The sequence below is a fragment of the Streptomyces sp. A1277 genome (assembly GCF_004795015.1).
GTDB lineage: Bacteria > Actinomycetota > Actinomycetes > Streptomycetales > Streptomycetaceae > Streptomyces.
This window is the reverse complement of record NZ_SSBI01000012.1, coordinates 60048-81161: the sequence shown is the minus strand read 5'-3', so window position 1 is coordinate 81161 and position 21114 is coordinate 60048. Positions and strand designations below refer to the sequence as shown.

The following is a 21114-nucleotide window of genomic DNA, read 5'->3' as shown; positions in this document are numbered from 1 at the left end:
TCACTTCAGCCTGCTCGATGCCATGACCGATACGAGGTGCAGCAGGGTCTGCAGCAGGGCGATGCCGGCCAGGACCGCGACCGCGAGACGGCTGAAGAAGAAGTCGTCCCTGACCTCGTCCAGGACCGCCGCGACCAGGATGACCAGCGACGCCTCGACGCACAGGATCAGCCGGTGGAACTTGAGCGCACCGGCGGCCCGGCGGGCGAGCGCCATGCCGGAGGAGCGCGGCTCGGAGGCGGACTCCTTGACGGGGGGCAGCCCGCCCTGGTGGCGGGCGACGCCGACCAGGTCGGTCTCGGCCTTGATCAGGATCGCGCCGAGCGCGGCGAGCGTGCCGAGGAACGCCCAGAGCCAGTCGATCCGCCCGGTGCCCCACAGGTCGGCGGCGCGCAGGCCGAAGCCGACGAGCACGGCCGCGTCGCACAGGTAGGCGCCGACCCGGTCCAGGTAGACCCCGCCGAGCGAGAACTGCTTCTTCCAGCGCGCGATCTCGCCGTCGACGCAGTCGAGCAGCAGGTAGAGCTGGACCATGACGACGCCGAGCACCGCGCCGGTGATGCCGGGCACGAGCAGCGCCGGGGCGGCGAGCACACCGGCGACGGTCATCAGGTAGGTGAGCTGGTTGGGCGTCACCTTGGTGTTCACCAGGTACCGGTCCACGCGCAGCGAGACCTCGCGCATGTATATCCGGCCCGCCCAGTGTTCACCGCTGCGCCGGTCCTTGACGCCCGGGGGGTGAACGACCGGGCGGAGTTCAGCTACTGATGGTCTTGGCATAGTCGGCGTACGCGTCCCTGATCTGGTCGGTGGACAGGCTGAGGTGTTCCAGGACCGTGAAGCGTCCCGGACGGGTCTGGGGGGCGTACTCGACGGCCTGGACGAACTCCTCGACGGTGAAACCGATCTCCTCGGGGCGCACCGGCAGGCCGTGCCTGCGCAGCACCTCGGCGAAGAGGCCGGACTCCTGGTGGGCCCCGCGCAGGTGCATGGCGAAGGCGGCGCCGAGGCCGACCTGCTCGCCGTGGCTGGCGGCCCTCTTGGGGAAGAGCAGGTCGAAGGCGTGGCTGATCTCGTGGCAGGCGCCGGACGAGGGCCGGGTGTCGCCGCTGATCGAGATGGCGATGCCGGAGAGCACCAGCGACTCGGCGAGGACGGTGAGGAACTCGTCGTCCGCGACGGTGCCGGGGTGGCGCAGGACCGCCTCGCCGGCGGTACGGGCCATGGCGGCGGCGAGGCCGTCGATCTGCTCGCCGTTGACCTGGTGCGAGAGCTCCCAGTCGGCGATGGCGGAGATGTTGGAGATGGCGTCGCCGATGCCGGAGCGCACGAAGCGGTCCGGGGCCTCGCGGATCACCGACAGGTCGATCACCATGGCGATGGGCATGGGTACGCCGTAGGAGCCGCGGCCGTTGTCGTTGTCCAGGGTGGCGACGGGCGAGCAGAGGCCGTCGTGGGCGAGGTTGGTGGCGACCGAGACCAGCGGCAGGCCGACCCGGGCCGCGGCGTACTTCGCCACGTCGATGATCTTGCCGCCGCCGAGGCCGACCACGGCGTCGTAGCGCTTGCCCTTGATGTCGTCGGCCAGCTGCACCGCGGCGTCGATACTGCCGCCCGCGACGCAGTACCAGTCGGCGCCCGGCAGGGCCGGCGCCAGCTTCTCGCGCAGGGCCTGGCCCGAGCCGCCGCTGATCGCGATGGCGAGCTTGCCGGATGCGGAGATCCGCTGGTCGGCGAGGAGGCCGGCCAGGTCGTGCATGGCGCCCCGGCTGATGTCGACGAAGACCGGGGAGGGGATGAGTCGGGTCAGTACCGGCACGCGATCTCCCGGCCCTTCGCGAGGTCGTCGTGGTTGTCGATCTCGACCCAGCTCACGTCACCGATGGGGGCGACGTCGACGGTGAAGCCGCGGTTGACGAGCTCCTGGTAGCCGTCCTCGTAGTAGAGGTCTGGGTCGCGCTCGAAGGTGGTCTTCAGGGCGTCGGCCAGTTCCTCGGCGGCCTCGGCCTCGATGAGGGTGAGGCCGATGTACTCGCCGGTGGCCTCGGCCGGGTCCATCAGCTTGGTGATCCGTCGGACGCCCCTGCCGTCCTCCACGACGACCTTCATCTCCTCGTCGGCGAGGTCCTTCACCGTGTCGAGGGCGAGGATGATCTTCTGGCCCCTGCCGCGCGCGTCCAGCAGGGTCCGCTCGACGGAGACCGGGTGCACGGTGTCGCCGTTGGCGAGGAGCACCCCGCGCTTCAGCACCTCACGCGCGCACCACAGGGAGTAGGCGTTGTTCCACTCCTCGGCCTTGTCGTTGTCGATGAGGGTGAGCTTCAGGCCGTACTGCGCCTCCAGCTTCTCCTTGCGCTCGTAGACGGCCTCCTTGCGGTAGCCGACGACGATCGCCACCTCGCTGAGCCCGATCTCGGCGAAGTTGGCCAGCGTGAGATCGAGGATCGTGCGGTCGCCGTCCACCGGCACGAGCGCCTTGGGCAGCGTGTCGGTGTAGGGGCGCAGGCGCCGTCCTGCGCCGGCTGCCAGTACGAGGCCGATCATGCGGGTTCTCCTTCGTCGTGGACGGCGGGCGCCCCGGAGGACACCCAGAAGCGGATGGACTCCACCAGCACGACCAGTGCAACGGCCACGGCGAGCGCGGTGAGCGCCGTGGTGAAGCCGGAGGCTGTGGTGAGAGCGGCGGCGAGCACGGCCACGACCAGGGTCCGGCCCTCGTGTCCGCCGATCGTGCGCACCAGCCACCGGGGCGGGGCGCCGGTTCCGCCTCGGATGCGGTACACCGTGTCGTAGTGATGGTAGGCGACGGCCGAGACGAGCCCGAAGGCCGCGGGGAGCGCCCCGTCGACGTCGCTGCGGGCGGCCAGGATGAGGATCGTGCAGTACTCGGCGGCGCGGAAGACGGGGGGCACGAGCCAGTCGAGCGCGCCCTTGAGGGGCCGGGCCACGGCTATCCCGGAGCAGAGCGCGTAGAAGACGGCGGCGATGATCGTCTGCCGGCTGCCGAAGGGCTGCTGGAGCGCGGCGGCGATCAGCGCGCCGGCTCCGACGACGGCCGCCACGGGGGCGCTCCAGGCGCCGGGGATGCGCGGGCCGCGGGCGGCGACGAGCTCGGCGATCGGGCCGGAGTCGGCGAGGTCCGCGAGGGCCTGGGCGGCACGGTCGGTGCGGCGGGCCTTGCGGGTCAGGGAGCGCAGGAGGCGTCCTGCGGTGGTGTAGCAGGCCGCGAAGGCGCATCCGATCAGCAGGGCGTAGAAGACGATGCGCGGCGTGGTGACCGCGGTGAGCACGGCGATCATGGCCCAGCGCTCGCCGATGGGGAGCACGATCATCCGGCGCACCCAGACCGTCCAGCCGACGCTGTCGAGCTTGTCGGAGAGGGCGGCCGTGGGGCTGGAGTTCGCCACCGCGTCGTGGTTGGCCTCGTTGAACGAGAAGTCGATGACGTGGCGGCAGGACTGGAGGACCATCGCGCCGAGCGCCAGCGCCCAGACGTCGTCGCCGCCGCGCGCCGCACCGAGGGCGAGGCCCGCGTAGTAGGCGTACTCCTTGGCGCGGTCGAAGGTGGCGTCCAGCCAGGCGCCCATCGTGGAGTACTGGAGCGAGTAGCGGGCGAGCTGCCCGTCGGTGCAGTCCAGCACGAACGAGAACAGGAGCAGGACGCCCGCCGCGATGTAGCCGCCGCGGGTGCCGGTGGCCGCGCAGCCGGCCGCTATCAGCGCGGTGAGCAGCGAGGCGGTGGTGACCTGGTTCGGGGTGAGGCCCCGGCGCGCGCACCAGCGGGCGATGTAGCGCGAGTAGGGGCTGATGAAGTGCGTGGTGAAGAAGCCGTCGCGGGCCTTCACGGCGCTGCGCAGCCGGATCGCCTCGTCGTCCACGGCCTCGACGCCGGAGCGCGCGGCGGCGCGGCCGGCCTCGTCCGTGGGCACGGTGGCGACGAGCGAGCCGAGTTCGGGGCGCTGCACCTCGGTGCCCCCGGCCTCCATGGCGGCCGCGAGCCGGCCGGGCACGGTGCGGTCGGTGACCGTGGCGGTGCTGGCGCCCGCGGGCACGCCGGCGCCGACGGCCTCGGTGGTGGCGCGCAGGGCGCCGACGAGGGCGGGGCGCGCCTCGGCCTGGGCGGTCAGGGCGCCGGGCACGGCCGCCGCCGGGAAGCGCGGGTCGGTCAGGGCGAGCCGCAGGGCGTGGCGGTGGCCGACGAAACGGGGGTCGACGAGGGCGACCCGGTCACCGGCCGGGACGGCGGAGAGCAGCCCGGCGGCTTCGGTGACATCGGCGGCTGCCCGGACGTCGAAGCCCAGCGACCGCAGATCGTCCTCCAGTGACGATCCGGGCAGCGGAGCACCTGTGAGAATGGCGGTCGACAGACGAACTCACTCCTTGGGTGCTGACACGGATCGGCACGCGACAGTGCGGCCTGATGCGGCCGGCGGCATGTCGGCAGAGGCTATCGGATGAACGGAAGCGGGAGTTCACTGCCCGTTTGTGCTCCGTTCCGGGCGGAAGCCGGATCATGCGCGCCGCCCGACGATCATCATCGTTGATGGCCGCCTCACCTGACAAAACACCGGCTCCCGCCTACTGCGCGGGCGACCGTCGAGCGGGCTGCCCCACCCGGCTGACCTGCGGGCATTTCCGCAGGTCAGAGCCAATGACAACGGTGTTCAGTGCCGTGTTGCCCGATACCCCCCGCCCGTAGTTGACTGGGCAGGGCCCGGGGCGACCGCGCCGGGCCGGCGAGACGACCGGGAGGCGTCCCCATGGGGGCTGGGCACGACCACGGACATGTACACGGCGGGCCCGCGCCCACCGGCACCGCGGCCGCCGCGCACAGGGGGCGGCTGCGCGTCGCGCTGTGCATCACCCTGGCCGTGACGGTCATGGAGATCGTCGGCGGTGTGCTCTCCGGCTCCCTCGCACTGATCGCCGACGCGGCGCACATGGCGACCGACGCCCTGGGGCTCGGCCTGGCGCTGCTGGCGATCCACTTCGCCAACCGCCCGGCCGGTCCGAACCGCACCTTCGGTTACGCCCGGGCGGAGATCCTGGCCGCGCTCGCCAACTGCTGCCTGCTGCTCGGGGTGGGCGGTTACCTGCTCTTCGAGGCGGTGGAGCGCTTCGTCAGCCCGGCCGAGACCCGGGGCGGGCTGACGATCGCCTTCGCCCTGGTGGGTCTGGTCGCCAACGTGGTGTCGCTGTCGCTGCTGACGCGCGGGCAGAAGGACAGCCTCAATGTGCGCGGCGCCTATCTGGAGGTGCTGGCGGACACGCTCGGCTCGGTCACGGTGCTGGCCTCTGCGGGCGTCGTGATGGCGACCGGCTGGCAGGCGGCCGACCCCATCGCCTCGCTGGTCATCGGCCTCATGATCGTCCCGCGTACGGTACGGCTCCTGCGCGAGACGCTGAACGTGCTCCTGGAGGCGGCCCCCCGGGGTGTCGACATGGGCGAGGTGCGCGACCACATCATGGCCCTGCCCGGTGTCCTCGGCGTCCACGATCTGCACGCGTGGACGATCACCTCGGGGATGCCGGTGCTCTCCGCCCATGTGGTGGTGCATCAGGACCTGCTCGACTCGATGGGCCAGGAGAAGCTGCTGCACGAGTTGCAGGGCTGCCTCGGCGACCACTTCGACGTCGAGCACTGCACCTTCCAACTGGAGCCGAGCGGGCACGCCGAGCACGAGGCGAGGCTCTGCCACTGACCCCCGGCCGGAAGAAGCCGAGGTGTAGGGTTTCGCAGCGGTGTACGAACCGGCGTATCGGCCGGTGCCCGCCCACCCGAGGGTTCTCACGTTGACTGACATCTCCTGGCCCGCCCGTCCCGAGACGGCCGCCGACGCCGCGGCCGTGCACGCGGTGAACGCCGCCGCGTTCCCGACGGAGGCGGAGGCCGATCTGGTGGACGCCCTGCGCGCCGACCCGTCGGCCTGGCTGCCCGGTCTCTCGTACGTCGCCGACGCCCCCGACGGGACCGTGGCCGCCTTCGCCCTGCTGACCCGCTGCCGGGTCGGCGGCGCACCGGCCCTGGCCCTGGCCCCGGTCGCCACGGCTCCGGAGCACCAGCGCCGGGGCGCGGGCCTGGCGGTGGTAGGGGCCGTGCTCGACGCGGCCCGGCTGCGCGGGGAGCCGCTGGTCCTGGTGCTCGGCCACCCCGAGTACTACCCGCGGTTCGGTTTCGTCCCGGCGTCGCGGTACGGGATCCGGGCGCCCTTCGAGGTTCCGGACGAGGCGATGATGGCGCTCGTGCTCGATGATTCCGCGCCCGTCGCGCGGGGCACGATTGAGTATCCGGCAGCTTTCGGGGTCTGACGCGCCGCTGGGGGCGGGGCGGACATGCCAGGACCCGAAGTACGGACAAGCCGCTTTTGTACGGCAGACTTGAGCAGACTCGACGGGACCGGCGCACGGGGCCGGGACCACAGCGAAGGATGGGTATGCCGACCACACCAGTCACCGCGGCGAACACCTCGTCGAACGGCACAGCGGAAGCGATCATGCTCGAACTGGTCGACGAGAACGGCACCACCATCGGCACGGCGGAGAAGCTCGCCGCCCACCAGGCGCCCGGGCAGCTGCACCGCGCGTTCTCCGTGTTCCTCTTCGACGAGCAGGGCCGGCTGCTTCTCCAGCAGCGCGCCCTGGGCAAGTACCACTCCCCCGGTGTCTGGTCCAACACGTGCTGCGGCCACCCCTACCCGGGCGAGGCGCCCTTCGCCGCCGCCGCCCGGCGTACGTACGAGGAGCTGGGCGTCTCGCCCTCGCTGATGGCCGAGGCGGGCACCGTCCGCTACAACCACCCGGACCCGGCGTCGGGCCTGGTGGAGCAGGAGTTCAACCACCTCTTCGTGGGCCTGGCGCAGGAGCGGCTGCGGCCCGACCCGGAGGAGGTCGGCGAGACGGCGTTCGTGACGGCGGCCGAGCTGTCCGAGCGGCACGCCCGGGAGCCGTTCTCCGCCTGGTTCATGACCGTGCTGGACGCCGCCCGGCCCGCGATCCGCGAGCTGACCGGGCCGGCCGCCGGCTGGTAGGTCCTGTCCGGCGGGAGGGTCAGAGGGCGGCGCTGAGCGGCAGGGCCGCCCAGATGACCTTTCCGCCGCCCGCGGTGTGCTCGACGTCGCAGGTGCCGCCGGCTTCCCGGGTGATCTCCCGGACCAGCATCAGGCCGCGCCCGCCGGTCTGCGCGTAGTCGGTCTCCAGCGCCGTGGGCCGGTAGGGGTGGTTGTCCTCGACGGAGACCCGGACCCACTCCGCGCCCACGGCCACCTCGACGGCGAGCTCGGGCGAGAGCAGTGCGGCGTGCTTCACGGCGTTGGTGACCAGTTCGGAGACGATGAGCAGCAGGCCCTGGGTGATGTCGTCGTCGATGGGGACGTTCTGGCGCTTCAGCAGGTCCCGTACGGCATGCCGGGCCCGGGGTACGGAGACGTCCGTGGCCGGGGCGGTGAACCGCCAGACTCCTTCGTACGGCACGGGCCGGGCGGGGACACTCCCGCGGCTCTCCATAGTCCGGTACCCGCTTCCCACTCGAAGTGACTGCACGTGGAGTACAGAGTGCGGGGCGTAGTTGGTCCGGTCCGCACTACTGAACACAAGTCGATTCCTATCGACTGAACTTGACTGATTTTGCGCGAAAGCATCAGCTTTCAAACCGCTTCTGTTTTTCCCTGCCTTCGCGTTCGGAACCGTCCACGGATGGCCCCTCGGGGGCGTGCCTGCTTCGCGGCCCCTTCTTGATCACAGGTTCGACAGCACGGATAGCATCCGGCCATGGACCGTACGGAACCCCGGCTGGAGCACGGCCTCGCGGACGGCGTCGCCACCGTCGTCATCAGCAACCCCGCCAAACGCAACGCGATGACGGCCGACATGTGGCAGGAGCTGCCGCCGCTGCTGGACCGGCTGGCCGCCGACCCCTCGGTGGCCGCCCTGGTCCTGACGGGTGCGGGCGACACCTTCTGCGCGGGCGCCGACATCTCCTCGCTCCGGGAGCCCTCGCGCGACCCGCAGGGGCTGGCCGTGGCGGCCGAGGAGGCGCTGGCGGCCTTCCCCCTGCCGACGCTCGCGGCGGTGCGCGGCACTTGCGTCGGCGGTGGCAGCCAGCTCGCCGCCGCCTGTGATCTGCGCTTCGCGGCGGAAGGGGCCCTGTTCGGTGTCACGCCGGCCAAGCTCGGGATCGTCTACCCCGCCTCGTCCACCCGGCGCCTGGTCGCGCTCACCGGCCCGTCGACCGCCAAGCACCTGCTGTTCTCCGGGGAGCTGATAGGCGCGGAGCGGGCGCTGCGGACGGGCCTGGTGGACGAGGTGCTGCCGGACGATCAGCTGGACGAGCGGGTCGGCGCCTACGTACGGACGCTGGTCTCCCGTTCCCGGATGACACAGGCCGCGGCCAAGGAGTTCGCGGCGGGGCGCGAGGACCGGGACGAGCACTGGGCCGGGCAGGCGCGCGGCAGCGGCGACACCGCGGAGGGTGTCGCCGCCTTCCTGGAGCGCCGCACGCCCCGCTTCACCTGGCGGGCCGGGGCGCCTACTGAAGGATGAAGCGGCTCCGGCCGCGCCACTCCTCGACCAGCGCGGCCGGGGCCTTCTCCGGCGCGCCCGCGTCGTACGGCGGCTGCGGGTCGTACTCGGTGAGCAGTTGTACGGCCTGGGCGGTGCGGTCGCCGGCCAGGCGGCCGAGGAGGGCGAGGCCCATGTCGATGCCGGACGAGACGCCGGCGGCGGTGACGTACTTGCCGTCGAAGACCACGCGTTCGCCGGTGGGCTCGACGCCGTAGTCCTTCAGCGTGTCGAGGGCGAGCCAGTGCGAGGTGGCGCGCCGCCCCTTCAGGAGCCCGGCGGCGGCCAGCAGCAGGGACCCGGTGCATACGGAGGTGGTCCAGGTGCTGGTGGCGTCCGCCCGGCGCAGCCAGCCGAGCAGGTTCTCGTTCTCCATCTGGTAGTGCTGCCCCGGGCCGCCCGGGACGATGACGAGGTCCGGGGTGGGGACCTCCTCCAGCGTGTGGTGCGCGACCAGGTCGAGGCTGCCGCTGTCGTTGCGCACGGCGCCCGCCCGCTCGGCGACGAAGACGGTCTCGGCGCCGGGGGTGCGGGAGAGGATCTCGTAAGTGCCGACGGCGTCCAGTGCGGTGAAGCGGTCGAAGAGGACGATGGCGATCTGCATGGGTTCCTGCCTGTCTCTGGGCTTCTCGGGCTGGGGTTCTCGGTCTGTTTCTCGGTCTGGGGTTCAGGAGTGGCTGGGGCCGGTGTCCCGGTCCGCGGACCGGGAGCCGAAGCGGCGGCGGTACTCGGCGGGGGCCGTGCCGAGGGCCTTGACGAAAGCCCGGCGCATCGCCTCCGGGGTGCCGTATCCGCAGCTCCGGGCGATGCCGGCGACGCCGTCGGTGGTGTCCTCCAGGAGCCTGCGGGCCTGTTCGAGGCGGACTTGGTCCACGTACCGGCCGGGCGTCGTCCCGGTCTCCGTGCGGAACGCGCGGGCGAAGTGGCGCGGCGAGAGGCGGGCGCGGGCGGCCAGGGCATCGACGGAGAGGTCGGCCGCGGGGTGTTCGGTGATCCAGTGCTGGACCTCGCGCAGCGGTTCGCGGCGGGCCGTCTGGGCGCTGAGCTGGGCGCTGAACTGTGACTGGCTGCCGGGCCTGCGCAGAAAGACCACGAGGTGCCGGGCGACCGTGAGGGCGACATCCCGGCCGTGGTCCTCCTCGACCAGTGCGAGCGCGAGGTCGATGCCCGAGGTGACGCCCGCGGAGGTGGCGATCCTGCCGTCGCGTACGAAGATCGGCTCGGGGTCGACGTCGACGGCCGGGTAGTCGCGGGCGAGGCTGTCGGACACGTTCCAGTGCGTCGTCACCCGGTGCCCGTCCAGCTGTCCGGCGGCGGCGAGCAGCAGCGCCCCGCTGCAGACGGAGACCAGTCGCTCCGGCAGCGGGCCGTGGTCGCGCAGCCAGTCCACGAGAGCGGGGTCCGGTGTACGGGTGCCCCCGCCGCCGGGGACCAGGAGGGTGTGGGGCGTCGGGGCGTCGGCGAGGCTGCCGTCCGGGACGAGGGTGAGGCCGCAGGACGAACGGACCGGGGCGCCGTCCAGCGAGGCGGTGCGCAGTTCGTACGAGACCTCCGGGAACCGGGAGGCGCCGGCGAAGACCTCCATGGGGCCGGTCACGTCGAGGCTCTGGATGCCGTCGAAGAGGACGACGAGCACGGATCGCTGCTTCATGCCCGCCATCCTGGGCGGCCCCCGTTCATGGCCGCAATGACGGGCTTCCCACTTTTCCTGCCATGATCGGCTGCGGCGCAGGTCACGTGGCCCGGGGACTTCCTGCCCGTACCGACCAGTCGGTAACGTGCCGGGCATGAGTACTCTCCCGCCCCGTGCCGGACGGCGCTGCCACAACGCCCTCAACCCGCTGCACTCCTCGCTCTTCTTCTCCCCCGACCTCGGCAAGGAGCTCGGCGGGATCGGGATCGACGACCCCGCCGCCGCCTACTTCGCCACCCGCGCGGCCGCCATGGGCGCGGTCGGCGCGGACACGGTCACCGCGACGTTCTACAACTTCAACCACGCGCTGGTGAGCCGGCACGTGCCCGCAATCTGGGACATCGCCTCGCCCGCGAAGGTCCTCGGCGCACGGCTGCGCGCCGCCGACGCGACGCTGCGCCGGCTGCTCGGCGAGGAGGTCATCGCCTCCCCCGAGATGGCCGAGGCCGCGCAGCTCGCCCTGCGCGCCACCGAGGGCTGCACGCGGCACGCCCGGCCGCTGTACGCGGCGCACGCCGGTCTCCCGGTGCCGGAGGAACCGCACCTGGCGTACTGGCACGCGGCGACGCTGCTGCGCGAGCACCGGGGCGACGCCCATCTCGCCGCGCTCCTCGCAGTCGGTCTCGACCCGGTCGAGGCGCTGGTCAGCCACACCGCCACCGGCAAGGGCATGGCGGTCCGCTGGATCCTCGCCACCCGGGGCTGGCGCCGCACCGACTGGGAGGACGCGTCGGCGCGGCTGCGGGAGCGCGGGCTGCTCACGGCGGAGGGCGAGTTGACGGAGGCGGGCACCGCGCTGCGCAAGGAGCTGGAGGAGGCCACGGACCGGATGGACCTGGGCCCGTACGAGCGCCTGGGCGGTCCGGGCGTGGCCCGGCTGACCGAACTGGGGCGCGGATTCCTCGCCACGGCCTGGGCGGCGGGCGCCTTCCCGGCCGACGCGACCGGCTGACACGGCGGCCGGTACGACCGGCGGGCGTCGAAAACCGGCGGCCGCTCTCTGGGGTGGCCGGGCGACACGGCGCCCGGCCACCCGGCACAATGCAGGCGTGTGACTCCGGGCCGGTCCCAGGCCCTGTCCGGGGCCCGACCAGCACAACCAGCAGGAGAAGGCGAGTCGGTAGAACCGTGACGACGTCCATCGAAGGCAGGATCGCCGAGGAGCTCGGCGTACGCGAGCGGCAGGTGAAGGCGGCCGTCGAGCTGCTCGACGGCGGGTCCACCGTGCCGTTCATCGCCCGCTACCGCAAGGAAGCGACCGAGATGCTCGACGACGCGCAGCTGCGCACGCTCGAGGAGCGGCTGCGCTATCTGCGGGAGCTGGAGGAGCGCCGGACGGCGGTCCTCGAATCCGTACGGGAGCAGGGCAAGCTCGACGCGGCGCTGGAGGCGCGCATCCTGGCCGCCGACACCAAGGCACGTCTTGAGGACATCTACCTGCCGTTCAAGCCGAAGCGGCGGACGAAGGCGCAGATCGCCCGGGAGGCCGGTCTCGAACCGCTCGCCTCGGGCCTGCTGGACGACCCGTCGGTGGAGCCGCTCGCCGCGGCCGCCGCCTTCGTGGACGCGGACAAGGGCGTCGCGGACGCGGCGGCGGCCCTGGAGGGGGCCCGTGCCATCCTCACCGAGCGCTTCTCGGAGGACGCGGACCTGATCGGCGAGCTGCGTGAGCGCATGTGGTCGCGCGGGCGGCTGGTGGCCCGGGTGCGGGACGGCAAGGAGGAGGCGGGCGCCAAGTTCGCGGACTACTTCGACTTCGCCGAGCCGTTCACCGCGCTGCCCTCGCACCGGGTGCTGGCGATGCTCCGGGGCGAGAAGGAGGACGTCCTCGACCTGGTGCTGGAACCGGAGGAGCCGTCGCAGGCGCCCGGCCCGTCGAGTTACGAGAACATGGTGGCCCGGCGCTTCGGCGTCAACGACCGGGGGCGCCCCGGCGACAAGTGGCTCGCCGACACCGTCCGCTGGGCCTGGCGGACCCGCATCCTGGTGCACCTCGGCATCGACCTGCGGCTGCGGCTGCGCACGGCGGCGGAGGACGAGGCGGTACGCGTCTTCGCGTCGAACCTGCGCGATCTGCTGCTCGCCGCACCGGCCGGGACCAGGGCCACGCTGGGGCTCGACCCCGGTTTCCGCACCGGTGTGAAGGTCGCCGTCGTGGACGCGACCGGCAAGGTCGTCGCGACCGACGTCATCCACCCGCACGTGCCGGCCAACAAGTGGGACCAGTCGCTGGCGACCCTGGAGCGGCTGGCGCGGGAGCACCAGGTCGATCTGATCGCGATCGGCAACGGCACGGCCTCCCGCGAGACCGACAAGCTCGCCGGTGAACTGTGCGAGAAGCACCCGGAGCTGAAGCTCACCAAGGTGATGGTCTCGGAGGCGGGCGCCTCCGTGTACTCGGCCTCCGCCTTCGCCTCGCAGGAACTCCCCGACATGGACGTGTCGTTGCGCGGGGCCGTCTCGATCGCGCGCCGGCTCCAGGACCCGCTGGCCGAGCTGGTGAAGATCGACCCGAAGTCGATCGGCGTCGGGCAGTACCAGCACGACCTGTCCGAGGTGAAGCTCTCACGGTCGCTCGACGCGGTCGTGGAGGACTGTGTGAACGGCGTCGGCGTCGACGTCAACACCGCATCGGCGCCGCTGCTCTCCCGGGTCTCCGGCATCGGCGCCGGGCTCGCGGAGAACATCGTGGCGCACAGGGACGCCAACGGCCCGTTCCGCTCCCGCAAGGGCCTCAAGGACGTGGCGCGGCTGGGGCCGAAGGCGTACGAGCAGTGCGCGGGCTTCCTGCGTATCCGGGGCGACGACCCGCTGGACGCCTCCAGCGTGCACCCCGAGGCATACCCGGTGGTGCGGGCGATGGTGAAGCGGACGGGCGGTGACGTCGCCGCGCTGGTCGGCAACACGGATGTGCTGCGGTCGTTGCGGGCGGACGACTTCGTGTCCGAGAAGTTCGGGCTGCCGACGGTCACCGACATCCTGAAGGAGCTGGAGAAGCCGGGGCGCGACCCCCGTCCCGCCTTCAAGACGGCCACCTTCAAGGAGGGCGTCGAGAAGATCGGCGACCTGGTGGCCGGGATGGTGCTGGAGGGCGTCGTGACCAATGTCGCCGCGTTCGGCGCGTTCGTGGACGTCGGCGTGCATCAGGACGGGCTCGTGCACGTGTCCGCGATGTCCCGGACGTTCGTGAAGGACCCGCGCGATGTCGTGAAGCCGGGCGACGTGGTCAGGGTCAAGGTGATGGAGGTCGACATTCCGCGCAAGCGGATCTCGTTGACGCTGCGGTTGGACGATGAGGTGGGGAGCGGCGCGGGTGCGGCCGGTGGCCGGGGCGGCGGTGCGTCCTCGGGGGGCGAGCGGGGCGGGCGGCCGCCTCGGCCCCGGCAGGGTGGCGGTGGCGGTGGCCGTGGGGCCGGTGGGTCGTCGCGTGGGTCCGGGGGCGGGTCCGGGGGCGGTGGCGGTCGGCAGGCGCCGGCCGCGGCTCCGGCGAATGGGGCGATGGCTGATGCGTTGCGGCGGGCGGGGTTGTTGAAGGGGGATTCGGGGGGCGGTCGGCGGTAGGCCCCGGCGGGGTGGGGCGCCTGCGGCGGGCCTTGTCCCCTACCCGCCCCTTCCCGTAACCGGGGCTCCGCCCCGGACCCCGCTCCTCAAACGCCGGAGGGGCTGGGTGGGTGGGAAAGGCTGAGTGACGGGCGGGCCTGGGTGGTGGGAGGGGCTGGGTTCTGGGCGCCTCTCATGCCTCTGTCACTCTGCCCTCCGCCACCTCGATCCGGCGCGTCGTGCGGACCGCCTCCAGCATCCGGCGGTCGTGCGTGACCAGCAGCAGGGTTCCGGTGTACGAGTCGAGCGCCGCTTCCAGCTGTTCGATCGCCGGCAGGTCCAGGTGGTTCGTGGGCTCGTCCAGGACCAGGAGGTTGACGCCCCGGCCCTGGAGCAGGGCGAGCGCCGCCCGCGTGCGTTCGCCGGGCGAGAGGGTGGTCGCGGGCCGCATGACGTGGTCGGCGCGCAATCCGAACTTGGCGAGGAGCGTGCGGACGTCGGCGGGTTCCGTTTCGGGGACCGCCGCGCAGAACGCCTCCAGGAGGCTTTCCGAGCCGTGGAACAGCTTCCGTGCCTGGTCCACCTCGCCGACGACCACACCGGACCCCAGGCTCGCGTGGCCCGAGTCCAGCGGGAGGCGGCCGAGCAGCGCTGCCAGCAGGGTCGACTTGCCCGAGCCGTTGGCGCCGGTGATGGCGACCCGGTCCGCCCAGTCGATCTGGAGCGAGGCCGGGCCGAACGCGAAGTCGCCGCGCACGGCCCGCGCGTCGCGCAGGGTGGCGACGACCGAGCCGGAGCGGGGCGCGGAGGCGATCTCCATGCGCAGCTCCCACTCCTTGCGCGGCTCGTCCACGGCGTCGAGGCGTTCGATCATGCGCTGGGTCTGCCGGGCCTTCGCCGCCTGCTTCTCGCTCGACTCGCTGCGGAACTTGCGGCCGAGCTTGTCGGAGTCGGTGGCCTTGCGGCGGGCGTTCCTGACGCCCTTGTCCATCCAGGAGCGCTGCATCAGGGCGCGGCTCTCCAGCGCCGAGCGCTTGTCGGCGTACTCCTCGTACTCCTCGCGGGCGTGCCGCCGGGCGCGTTCGCGTTCCTCCAGGTAGGCCGCGTAGCCACCGCCGTACAGGTTGATCTGCTGCTGAGCCAGGTCGAGTTCGAGGACCTTGGTGACCGTGCGCATGAGGAATTCGCGGTCGTGGCTGATGACGACGGTGCCGGAGCGCAGCCCGGAGACGTACTTCTCCAGGCGTTCGAGACCGTCCAGGTCGAGGTCGTTGGTGGGCTCGTCGAGCAGGAAGACGTCGTAGCGCGACAGCAGCAGCGAGGCGAGTCCGGCGCGGGCGGCCTGGCCGCCGGAGAGTGCGGTCATCGGCAGGTCGAGGCCGACGGTGAGGCCGAGTTCGGCGGCGGTCTCCTCGGCGCGCTCGTCCAGGTCTGCGCCGCCGAGTGAGAGCCAGCGCTCCAGGGACTCGGAGTAGGCGTCGTCCGCGCCGGGGGCGCCGTCGACCAGGGCCTGCGTGGCGGTGTCCATGGCCGTCTGGGCCTCGGCGACGCCGGTGCGGCGGGCCAGGAACTCCCGTACGGTCTCGCCGGGGCGCCGCTCGGGCTCCTGGGGCAGGTGGCCGACGGTGGCGGTGGGCGGGGAGAGCCGCAGCTCGCCCTCCTCCGGCTGGTCGAGCCCGGCGAGCAGCCGGAGCAGTGACGATTTTCCGGCGCCGTTGGCTCCGACGAGACCGATCACGTCGCCGGGGGCGACCACGAGGTCGAGCCCGGCGAACAGCGTGCGGTCGCCGTGTCCGGCGGCGAGGTCCTTGGCGACGAGGGTGGCAGTCATCAGGGTGCCGATCCTAATCGTCGCGACGGGCCCCCGGAGACGGGCAGGGGCCGGCCGGTGACGGCACGCCGAGAGCACTCACCCGACGCCGCTCCTCCCGGGCGAACCTCGGCTGCCGCGGGACTAGAGTCCGGCCGTGGACGCACATCCGGAGGCGAAGGGCGGGCAGCGGTGTCGGACGTGATCGTGGTGGGCGGCGGGGTCAGCGGGCTGACCACGGCGATGGTGCTGGCCGAGCGGGGCCACCGGGTGCGGGTGTGGTCCCGGGAACCGGCCGGCGACACGACGTCGGCGGTGGCGGGGGCCCTGTGGTGGCCCTACCGGATCGAGCCGCTGGACCGGGTCGGCGACTGGTCGCTGGCCGGGCTGCGCTGGTACGAGGAGCTGGCCGCCCGACCCGAGGAGACCGGGGTGCGGCTGGTCGACGGCCTGCACCGGGGCGAGCGGCTCGCCGCCCTCGGGTCGTGGGCCGGGGAGCTGAAGGACGCCGTGGAGAGCGCCGAGGGGCTGCGGTGCCGGCTGCCACTGATCGACATGCCGGCCCATCTGGGCTGGCTGGAGGGGCAGGTGCGGGCGGCCGGGGGTTCGGTCGAGCGGCGCACGGCCACCTCGTTCGACGAGGCTGCCGCGGAGGCGGGGACGGTGGTCAACTGCGCCGGGCTCGGTGCCCGGGAGCTGGTGCCGGACGCCGGGGTGCGGCCGGTGCGCGGGCAGCTGGTGCTGGTCGAGAACCCGGGCATACGGGAGTGGTTCACCGAGGCCGATCCGGCGTCGAGCGAGACCACGTACTTCTTCCCGCAGCCCGGCCGGCTGGTCCTCGGCGGCACGGCGGTGGCCGACGACTGGAGCACCGTGCCAGACCCCCGTACGGCCGAGGAGATCGTGGCACGGTGCGCCCGCATCCGGCCGGAGATCGCCGGGGCGCGGGTCATCGGACACCGGGTGGGGCTGCGGCCGGCCCGGGACGCCGGGGTCCGGATCGAGGCCGAGCCCCTGGCCGGGGGCGGGCGGCTGGTGCACAACTACGGCCACGGCGGCGCGGGCGTGACGGTGGCCCCGGGCTGCGCCCGGGAGGCGGCGCGGCTGGTGGGCTGAGCCCCGTGCGGCCCGGCGGCGGCCGCTGTTCCGCACGGCCCCCCGGCCGGTCAGGCCGGGGTCGAGCCGCCGGGCCCGTCGTGGCGTTCGGTGGTGATCTGGCTGCCGCCGGGGCCGATCCGGATCTCGAAGTCGCCGTCGTACTTGGCGTGGCCCTCGATGACCGCGGACTCGACGGCCTCCACGCCGAATTCGCGGCGGACGATCAGCGGGTCGTGGCGCAGATCCCGCATGAGGGCCACGCACATGCAGATCATCACCAGGGTGAAGGGCGCCGCCACCAGGATGGTCAGGTTCTGGAGCCCCGCCAGGGCGTCGCCCTTGCCGTTCCCGATCAGCAGCATGACGGCGGCCACCGCACCGGTGACGACGCCCCAGAAGATGACGACCCACTTGGCCGGTTCGAGGATGCCCTTCTGGGAGAGGGTGCCCATGACGATGGACGCGGCGTCGGCGCCGGAGACGAAGAAGATGCCGACGAGGACCATCACCAGCACGCTCATCACCGTGGCGATGGGGTACTGCTGGAGTACGCCGAAGAGCTGGGCCTCCTGGGTGTCGGCGCCGCTCAGCCTCCCGCCCTCCTGGAGCTTGATCGCGGTGCCGCCGAAGACGGCGAACCAGATCAGGCTCACCGTGCTGGGCACCAGGATGACGCCGCCGATGAACTGCCGGATGGTCCGGCCGCGGCTGATCCGGGCGATGAACATGCCGACGAAGGGCGTCCAGGAGATCCACCACGCCCAGTAGAAGACGGTCCAGGTCCCCAGCCAGTCCGCGACCTTGCCCTCGCCGGTGGCCTCGGTGCGGCCGGCCAGTTGCGGCAGGTCACCGAAGTAGGAGGCGATCGAGGTGGGCAGCAGGTCGAGCACGATGATGGTGGGGCCCGCGATGAACACGAAGACGGCGAGGATCAGAGCGAGCACCATGTTGATGTTCGACAGCCACTGGATGCCCTTCTCCACGCCGGAGATCGCGGAGGCGATGAAGGCCAGCGTCAGCACGGCGATGATCAGGACGAGAAGGCCGGTGCCGGTCTTCTCCTTCCAGTTCAGTTCGTGGAAGCCGCTCCCGATCTGCAGGGCCCCGAGGCCCAGCGAGGCGGCCGAGCCGAAGAGGGTCGCGAAGATGGCCAGGATGTCGATGAACCGGCCGAGCCCGCCGTGGGCGTGGCGGGCTCCGATGAGCGGCTCGAAGACGGCGCTGATCGTCTGCCGCCTGCGGCGCCGGAAGGTGCTGTACGCGATGCCGAGGCCGACCACCGCGTAGATCGCCCACGGGTGGAGCGTCCAGTGGAACAGGGTGGTCGCCATCGCCGTCTGCATCGCCTCGGCGGCGTCGGCGGGATGGGTGCCGGGGGGCGGGTCGGTGAAGTGGGCCAGCGGCTCGCTGACCCCGTAGAACATCAGACCGATGCCCATGCCGGCGCTGAACATCATGGCGACCCAGGACACGGTCCGGAATTCCGGCTCCTCGCCCTCCTGGCCGAGGGTGATGTTGCCGTACCGGCTGATGGCGAGCCACAGGGCGAAGACCACGAATCCGGAGGCGGCCAGCATGAAGGCCCAACCACCATTGTGGATGAGGCCGTTGAGGGCCTTGTCGGAGACGTCCTCCAGCGAATCGGTGGCGACGGCGCCCCAGACCACGAAGGCGAGGGTGAGGCCGGCGGTGACGCCGAAGACCACCCGGTCGGTGATGGGGCGCCGGTTCTGGGTCGGGTCGCCGGGCAGATCCGCCGTCACCGACAGATCCCCCCTGCCGCCCGTTCTCTGATCGTCCTGCGACACGAATGGCACCTTTCACGGAAACAGACAATTCGCTCTCCGTAGGCAGTACCACACCAAACAAGCATCTACCGGGATCAACAAGCAGTATCGGGTTGACCGTTTGTGAGGTGATATGCCGCCCGCACGTCCAGCAGGAGCGGGATCAGCTTCCGGGCGGGCTGCCGCAGGGGCACGTACACCCCGTCACCGTCGGGCCGGGAGGTGACGCCGTGCAGGGCGAGTTCGTCCCCGACCCGGGCGGCCTGCTCCCGTGTGAGCCGGTAACCGCAGGGCGGGTCCGCCAGCGTCTCGCCCGGCCCCGGGGTCTCGTTGTCCGCGCCGGCGAGGTGGACGGGCCCCCGGTCGGCGGACCCGGCCGCGCGGGAGGCGGCGGTGGCGGCGGCGATGCTCCCGCGCCGCTCGTCCGCGTACCGCAAGAGCGCCTTGAGCGCCGTGAGTTGCGAGGTCACGCGGCGGCGGTCGCCGAGGAGGGGGTCGGCGCGCTCGGCCGCGGTGAGCGCGTCCGTGCGGGATTCGACCAGCAGTCCGATCGCGTGCTTGAGACCGGCCATGTTGCGCAGGATGCGCTCCTGGCCGTCGCCCGCGCTCTGCTTGACCGGGCGGCCGGTGGCCGGGTCCGTCCACACACCGTAGACACCACTGCTGAATCCGGCGTCCAGGGCGGCGGGGCGCACCCGCCGCTCGGCCAGATCCCGCGCCTCGTCGTGCAGCCGGCCGTCGGTGTTGGGGTTGCGCGGCCACAGGACGTACAGGTCCTTGTCGTAGTACGGCGCGGTCGCCCCGTACTCGTGCAAGTCCTCGATGACGTCGGGCTCGTGGTCGCGCAGTACGGCGGCGAGGGCACGGGCCTCGGCGGTGCGCAGCGCGAGGTGGTCGCGGTTGATGTCCACGCCGTCCGCGTTGCCCCGGCTCCCGGCGGCCAGGCCGTCGGGGTTGGCGGTGGGCACGACGAGGATCTCGGTCCGGGCGAGGAGGGCGCGGGTGCGCGCGTCGGTGGCGTAGGCGAGATCGCGGACCGTGGTCAGGCATGCCTCGCGCGCGGCGGGCTCGTCGCCGTGCTGGCCGCAGACCAGGAGCACCGTGAGCGCGTCCGGGTCGCGGCTGCCGACGCGGACGAGGCGCAGCGGTCGCCCCTGCGCGGTGGTGCCGATCCGGCGTACGGAGACCCGGTCGTCACCGCGCCGCCCGAGGCCCGCGAGGAAGGCGGCCTCCTCGGCCTGCCGGGTCCAGCGGGTCCCGGCCGATGCCTCGAAGCCGGTACGGGGCGCGGCGGTGCGGGCGGCGTCCGAGGGCACGGCGATCAGGGGGGCGGCCAGGGCGGCGGACGCGGCCGCCAGTGCGAGATTGCGGACACGGCCGCGCCGGGGCGGCCGCCGTCCGCCGCCTGTCGGCGCGATCGGCATGGGCGGAAGATACTCCGGCCGGGGCCCGCGCAACAGACCCCTGCGCGTTGCGGTTCCCGGAGCCGGCCAGAGGTGCGGGGCCGTTAGGCTGGCGGGGTTCGCGCCGACCGGCCGGCCCCGGCTGTTCCCGGCCCCCTCCGCGCCCTTGAGGAGCGTCCCTTGCCCGGTCCGACCCCCGATGCCCCGCTTCCCGCGCGGCCCACGCTGGAAGCGGTGGCGGCCCGCGCCGGAGTCTCCCGGGCGACGGCCTCCCGGGTGGTGAACGGCGGGGCGGGGGTCAGGCAGCCGCTCGTGGACCAGGTGCGCAAGGCGGTCGAGGAGCTGGGCTACATCCCGAACCATGCCGCCCGGACCCTGGTGACCCGGCGCAACGGCGCGGTGGCCGTCGTCATCGACGAGCCCGAGGCCCGGATCTTCTCCGACCCGTTCTTCTCCCAGCACATCCGTGGCATCAGCCGCGAACTCAACGCCCACGACGCGCAGTTGGTGCTGCTACTGGTGGAGGGGCGCGGTGATTTCGAGCGGGTCAGCCGCTATCTGGCCGGGGGCCATGTGGACGGGGTGCTGGCGTTCTCGCTGCACACCGACGACGAACTCCCCGCCGTCATCCGCAGGTTCGGGGTTCCGGCCGTGTACGGCGGCAGGCCGGGGCGGCCGGGCGCCGCGTCCGGGACCGCGGTGCCGTTCGTGGACTGCGACAACCGGGGTGGGGCCCGGGAGGCCGTACGCCATCTGGTCTCGCTCGGCCGCCGGAACATCGCGCACATCGCGGGCCCGCGCGACCAGACCTCGGCGCTCGACCGGATCGACGGCTACACCGACGTCCTGCCCGACGCCGGTCCCGGGCTGGTCGCGGACGGCGACTTCACCGTGGAGGGCGGTGCCCGGGCGATGACCGCGCTGCTGGAGCGGCGGCCGGATCTGGACGGCGTGTTCGCGGCCAACGACCTGATGGCCTCGGGCGCGCTGCGGGTGCTGCGCGAGCAGGGGCGGCGCGTACCGAAGGACGTGGCGCTGGTCGGTTTCGACGACATGGAGTCGGTCGCCGAGGCGACGGACCCGCCGTTGACGACGGTCCGTCAGGACGTGGTGGGTATGGGCCGGTTGATGGTGCGGCTGCTGATGGAGCGGCTGGGCGGCGGGGGCGCGGGGCCGGAATCGGTGATCACGCCGACGGAACTGGTCCGCCGCGCCTCCGCCTGACAC

Annotated in this window: 18 protein-coding genes and 1 pseudogene; 9 read left to right on the top strand and 10 right to left on the bottom strand. The window is 72.6% G+C overall.

Features of this window, described 5'->3' with window-relative positions; translation table 11 throughout:
• Genes E6R18_RS10730 through E6R18_RS10715 form a run of 4 tightly spaced genes read right to left on the bottom strand, consistent with a single transcriptional unit; the run spans position 1 to position 4253 of the window.
• Positions 1-780: a CDP-alcohol phosphatidyltransferase family protein gene (locus E6R18_RS10730; RefSeq protein ID WP_136316636.1), complete on the bottom strand. Its 780-nt coding sequence runs from the start codon at positions 778-780 to the stop codon at positions 1-3.
• Positions 758-1819 carry an iron-containing alcohol dehydrogenase family protein gene (locus tag E6R18_RS10725; protein WP_136316635.1) on the bottom strand — a complete coding sequence of 354 codons (1062 nt, stop codon included), beginning with the start codon at positions 1817-1819 and terminating at the stop codon, positions 758-760. The genes E6R18_RS10730 and E6R18_RS10725 overlap by 23 nt, the downstream gene beginning before the upstream one ends.
• The gene (locus E6R18_RS10720; protein WP_136316634.1) at positions 1807-2544 is read right to left on the bottom strand and encodes a phosphocholine cytidylyltransferase family protein; all 738 of its coding nucleotides are present in this window, start codon (positions 2542-2544) and stop codon (positions 1807-1809) included. Before E6R18_RS10720 ends, E6R18_RS10725 begins: the two co-directional genes overlap by 13 nt.
• Entirely contained in the window at positions 2541-4253 is a 1713-nt protein-coding gene (locus E6R18_RS10715; protein WP_240799683.1) for a DUF5941 domain-containing protein, read from the bottom strand. Before E6R18_RS10715 ends, E6R18_RS10720 begins: the two co-directional genes overlap by 4 nt.
• Here E6R18_RS10715 and E6R18_RS35235 point away from each other — a divergent pair.
• The 4 genes and pseudogenes from E6R18_RS35235 (at position 4191) to idi (ending at position 7028) form a co-directional block, all read left to right on the top strand.
• Complete coding sequence (locus E6R18_RS35235) at positions 4191-4325, top strand: hypothetical protein (protein ID WP_276607259.1); 135 nt, start codon at positions 4191-4193, stop codon at positions 4323-4325. The two genes, E6R18_RS10715 and E6R18_RS35235, sit on opposite strands and share 63 nt — an antisense overlap.
• A gap of 435 nt (positions 4326-4760) precedes the next feature.
• A complete protein-coding gene (locus E6R18_RS10710; RefSeq protein WP_136316632.1) occupies positions 4761-5702 on the top strand; it encodes a cation diffusion facilitator family transporter in 942 nt (313 codons plus the stop codon).
• A 115-nt stretch (positions 5703-5817) separates the two neighbouring features.
• Positions 5818-6309 (top strand): annotated as a pseudogene (locus E6R18_RS10705) (N-acetyltransferase); the annotation flags it as partial.
• 125 nt (positions 6310-6434) lie between these two features.
• Positions 6435-7028 carry an isopentenyl-diphosphate Delta-isomerase gene (gene idi, locus E6R18_RS10700; RefSeq protein ID WP_136316630.1) on the top strand — a complete coding sequence of 198 codons (594 nt, stop codon included), beginning with the start codon at positions 6435-6437 and terminating at the stop codon, positions 7026-7028.
• Between the two features lie 19 nt (positions 7029-7047).
• Here idi and E6R18_RS10695 read toward each other — a convergent pair whose 3' ends face one another.
• A complete protein-coding gene (locus E6R18_RS10695; RefSeq protein WP_136316629.1) occupies positions 7048-7503 on the bottom strand; it encodes an ATP-binding protein in 456 nt (151 codons plus the stop codon).
• A 264-nt stretch (positions 7504-7767) separates the two neighbouring features.
• Between E6R18_RS10695 and E6R18_RS10690 the strand changes: the two genes are divergently transcribed.
• Complete coding sequence (locus E6R18_RS10690) at positions 7768-8538, top strand: enoyl-CoA hydratase/isomerase family protein (RefSeq protein WP_136316628.1); 771 nt, start codon at positions 7768-7770, stop codon at positions 8536-8538.
• On the opposite strand, the gene E6R18_RS10685 is transcribed toward E6R18_RS10690, so the two are convergent.
• Together E6R18_RS10685 and E6R18_RS10680 are read right to left on the bottom strand one after the other, a co-directional pair.
• On the bottom strand, positions 8525-9160 hold the full coding sequence (locus E6R18_RS10685) for a DJ-1/PfpI family protein (protein ID WP_136316627.1): 636 nt from the start codon (positions 9158-9160) through the stop codon (positions 8525-8527). The two genes, E6R18_RS10690 and E6R18_RS10685, sit on opposite strands and share 14 nt — an antisense overlap.
• 63 nt (positions 9161-9223) lie before the next feature.
• Positions 9224-10207 carry a GlxA family transcriptional regulator gene (locus E6R18_RS10680; RefSeq protein WP_136316626.1) on the bottom strand — a complete coding sequence of 328 codons (984 nt, stop codon included), beginning with the start codon at positions 10205-10207 and terminating at the stop codon, positions 9224-9226.
• Between the two features lie 136 nt (positions 10208-10343).
• Between E6R18_RS10680 and E6R18_RS10675 the strand changes: the two genes are divergently transcribed.
• Entirely contained in the window at positions 10344-11201 is an 858-nt protein-coding gene (locus E6R18_RS10675) for a hypothetical protein (protein WP_136316625.1), read from the top strand.
• Positions 11202-11377: 176 nt separating this feature from the next.
• Positions 11378-13810: a Tex family protein gene (locus tag E6R18_RS10670; RefSeq protein WP_136316624.1), complete on the top strand. Its 2433-nt coding sequence runs from the start codon at positions 11378-11380 to the stop codon at positions 13808-13810.
• A 172-nt stretch (positions 13811-13982) separates the two neighbouring features.
• Here E6R18_RS10670 and E6R18_RS10665 read toward each other — a convergent pair whose 3' ends face one another.
• A complete protein-coding gene (locus E6R18_RS10665) occupies positions 13983-15620 on the bottom strand; it encodes an ABC-F family ATP-binding cassette domain-containing protein (RefSeq protein WP_136316623.1) in 1638 nt (545 codons plus the stop codon).
• 171 nt (positions 15621-15791) lie between these two features.
• Here E6R18_RS10665 and E6R18_RS10660 point away from each other — a divergent pair, with 171 nt between their 5' ends.
• Positions 15792-16715: an FAD-dependent oxidoreductase gene (locus E6R18_RS10660; protein ID WP_136316622.1), complete on the top strand. Its 924-nt coding sequence runs from the start codon at positions 15792-15794 to the stop codon at positions 16713-16715.
• A 50-nt stretch (positions 16716-16765) separates the two neighbouring features.
• Here E6R18_RS10660 and E6R18_RS10655 read toward each other — a convergent pair whose 3' ends face one another.
• Entirely contained in the window at positions 16766-18505 is a 1740-nt protein-coding gene (locus tag E6R18_RS10655) for a BCCT family transporter (protein ID WP_168712318.1), read from the bottom strand.
• Positions 18506-18579: 74 nt separating this feature from the next.
• Positions 18580-19908 carry a M14 family metallocarboxypeptidase gene (locus E6R18_RS10650; RefSeq protein ID WP_136316621.1) on the bottom strand — a complete coding sequence of 443 codons (1329 nt, stop codon included), beginning with the start codon at positions 19906-19908 and terminating at the stop codon, positions 18580-18582.
• A 159-nt stretch (positions 19909-20067) separates the two neighbouring features.
• On the opposite strand from E6R18_RS10650, the gene E6R18_RS10645 reads away from it, so the two are divergent.
• Entirely contained in the window at positions 20068-21111 is a 1044-nt protein-coding gene (locus E6R18_RS10645; protein WP_136316620.1) for a LacI family DNA-binding transcriptional regulator, read from the top strand.
• Positions 21112-21114: the final 3 nt, after the last annotated feature.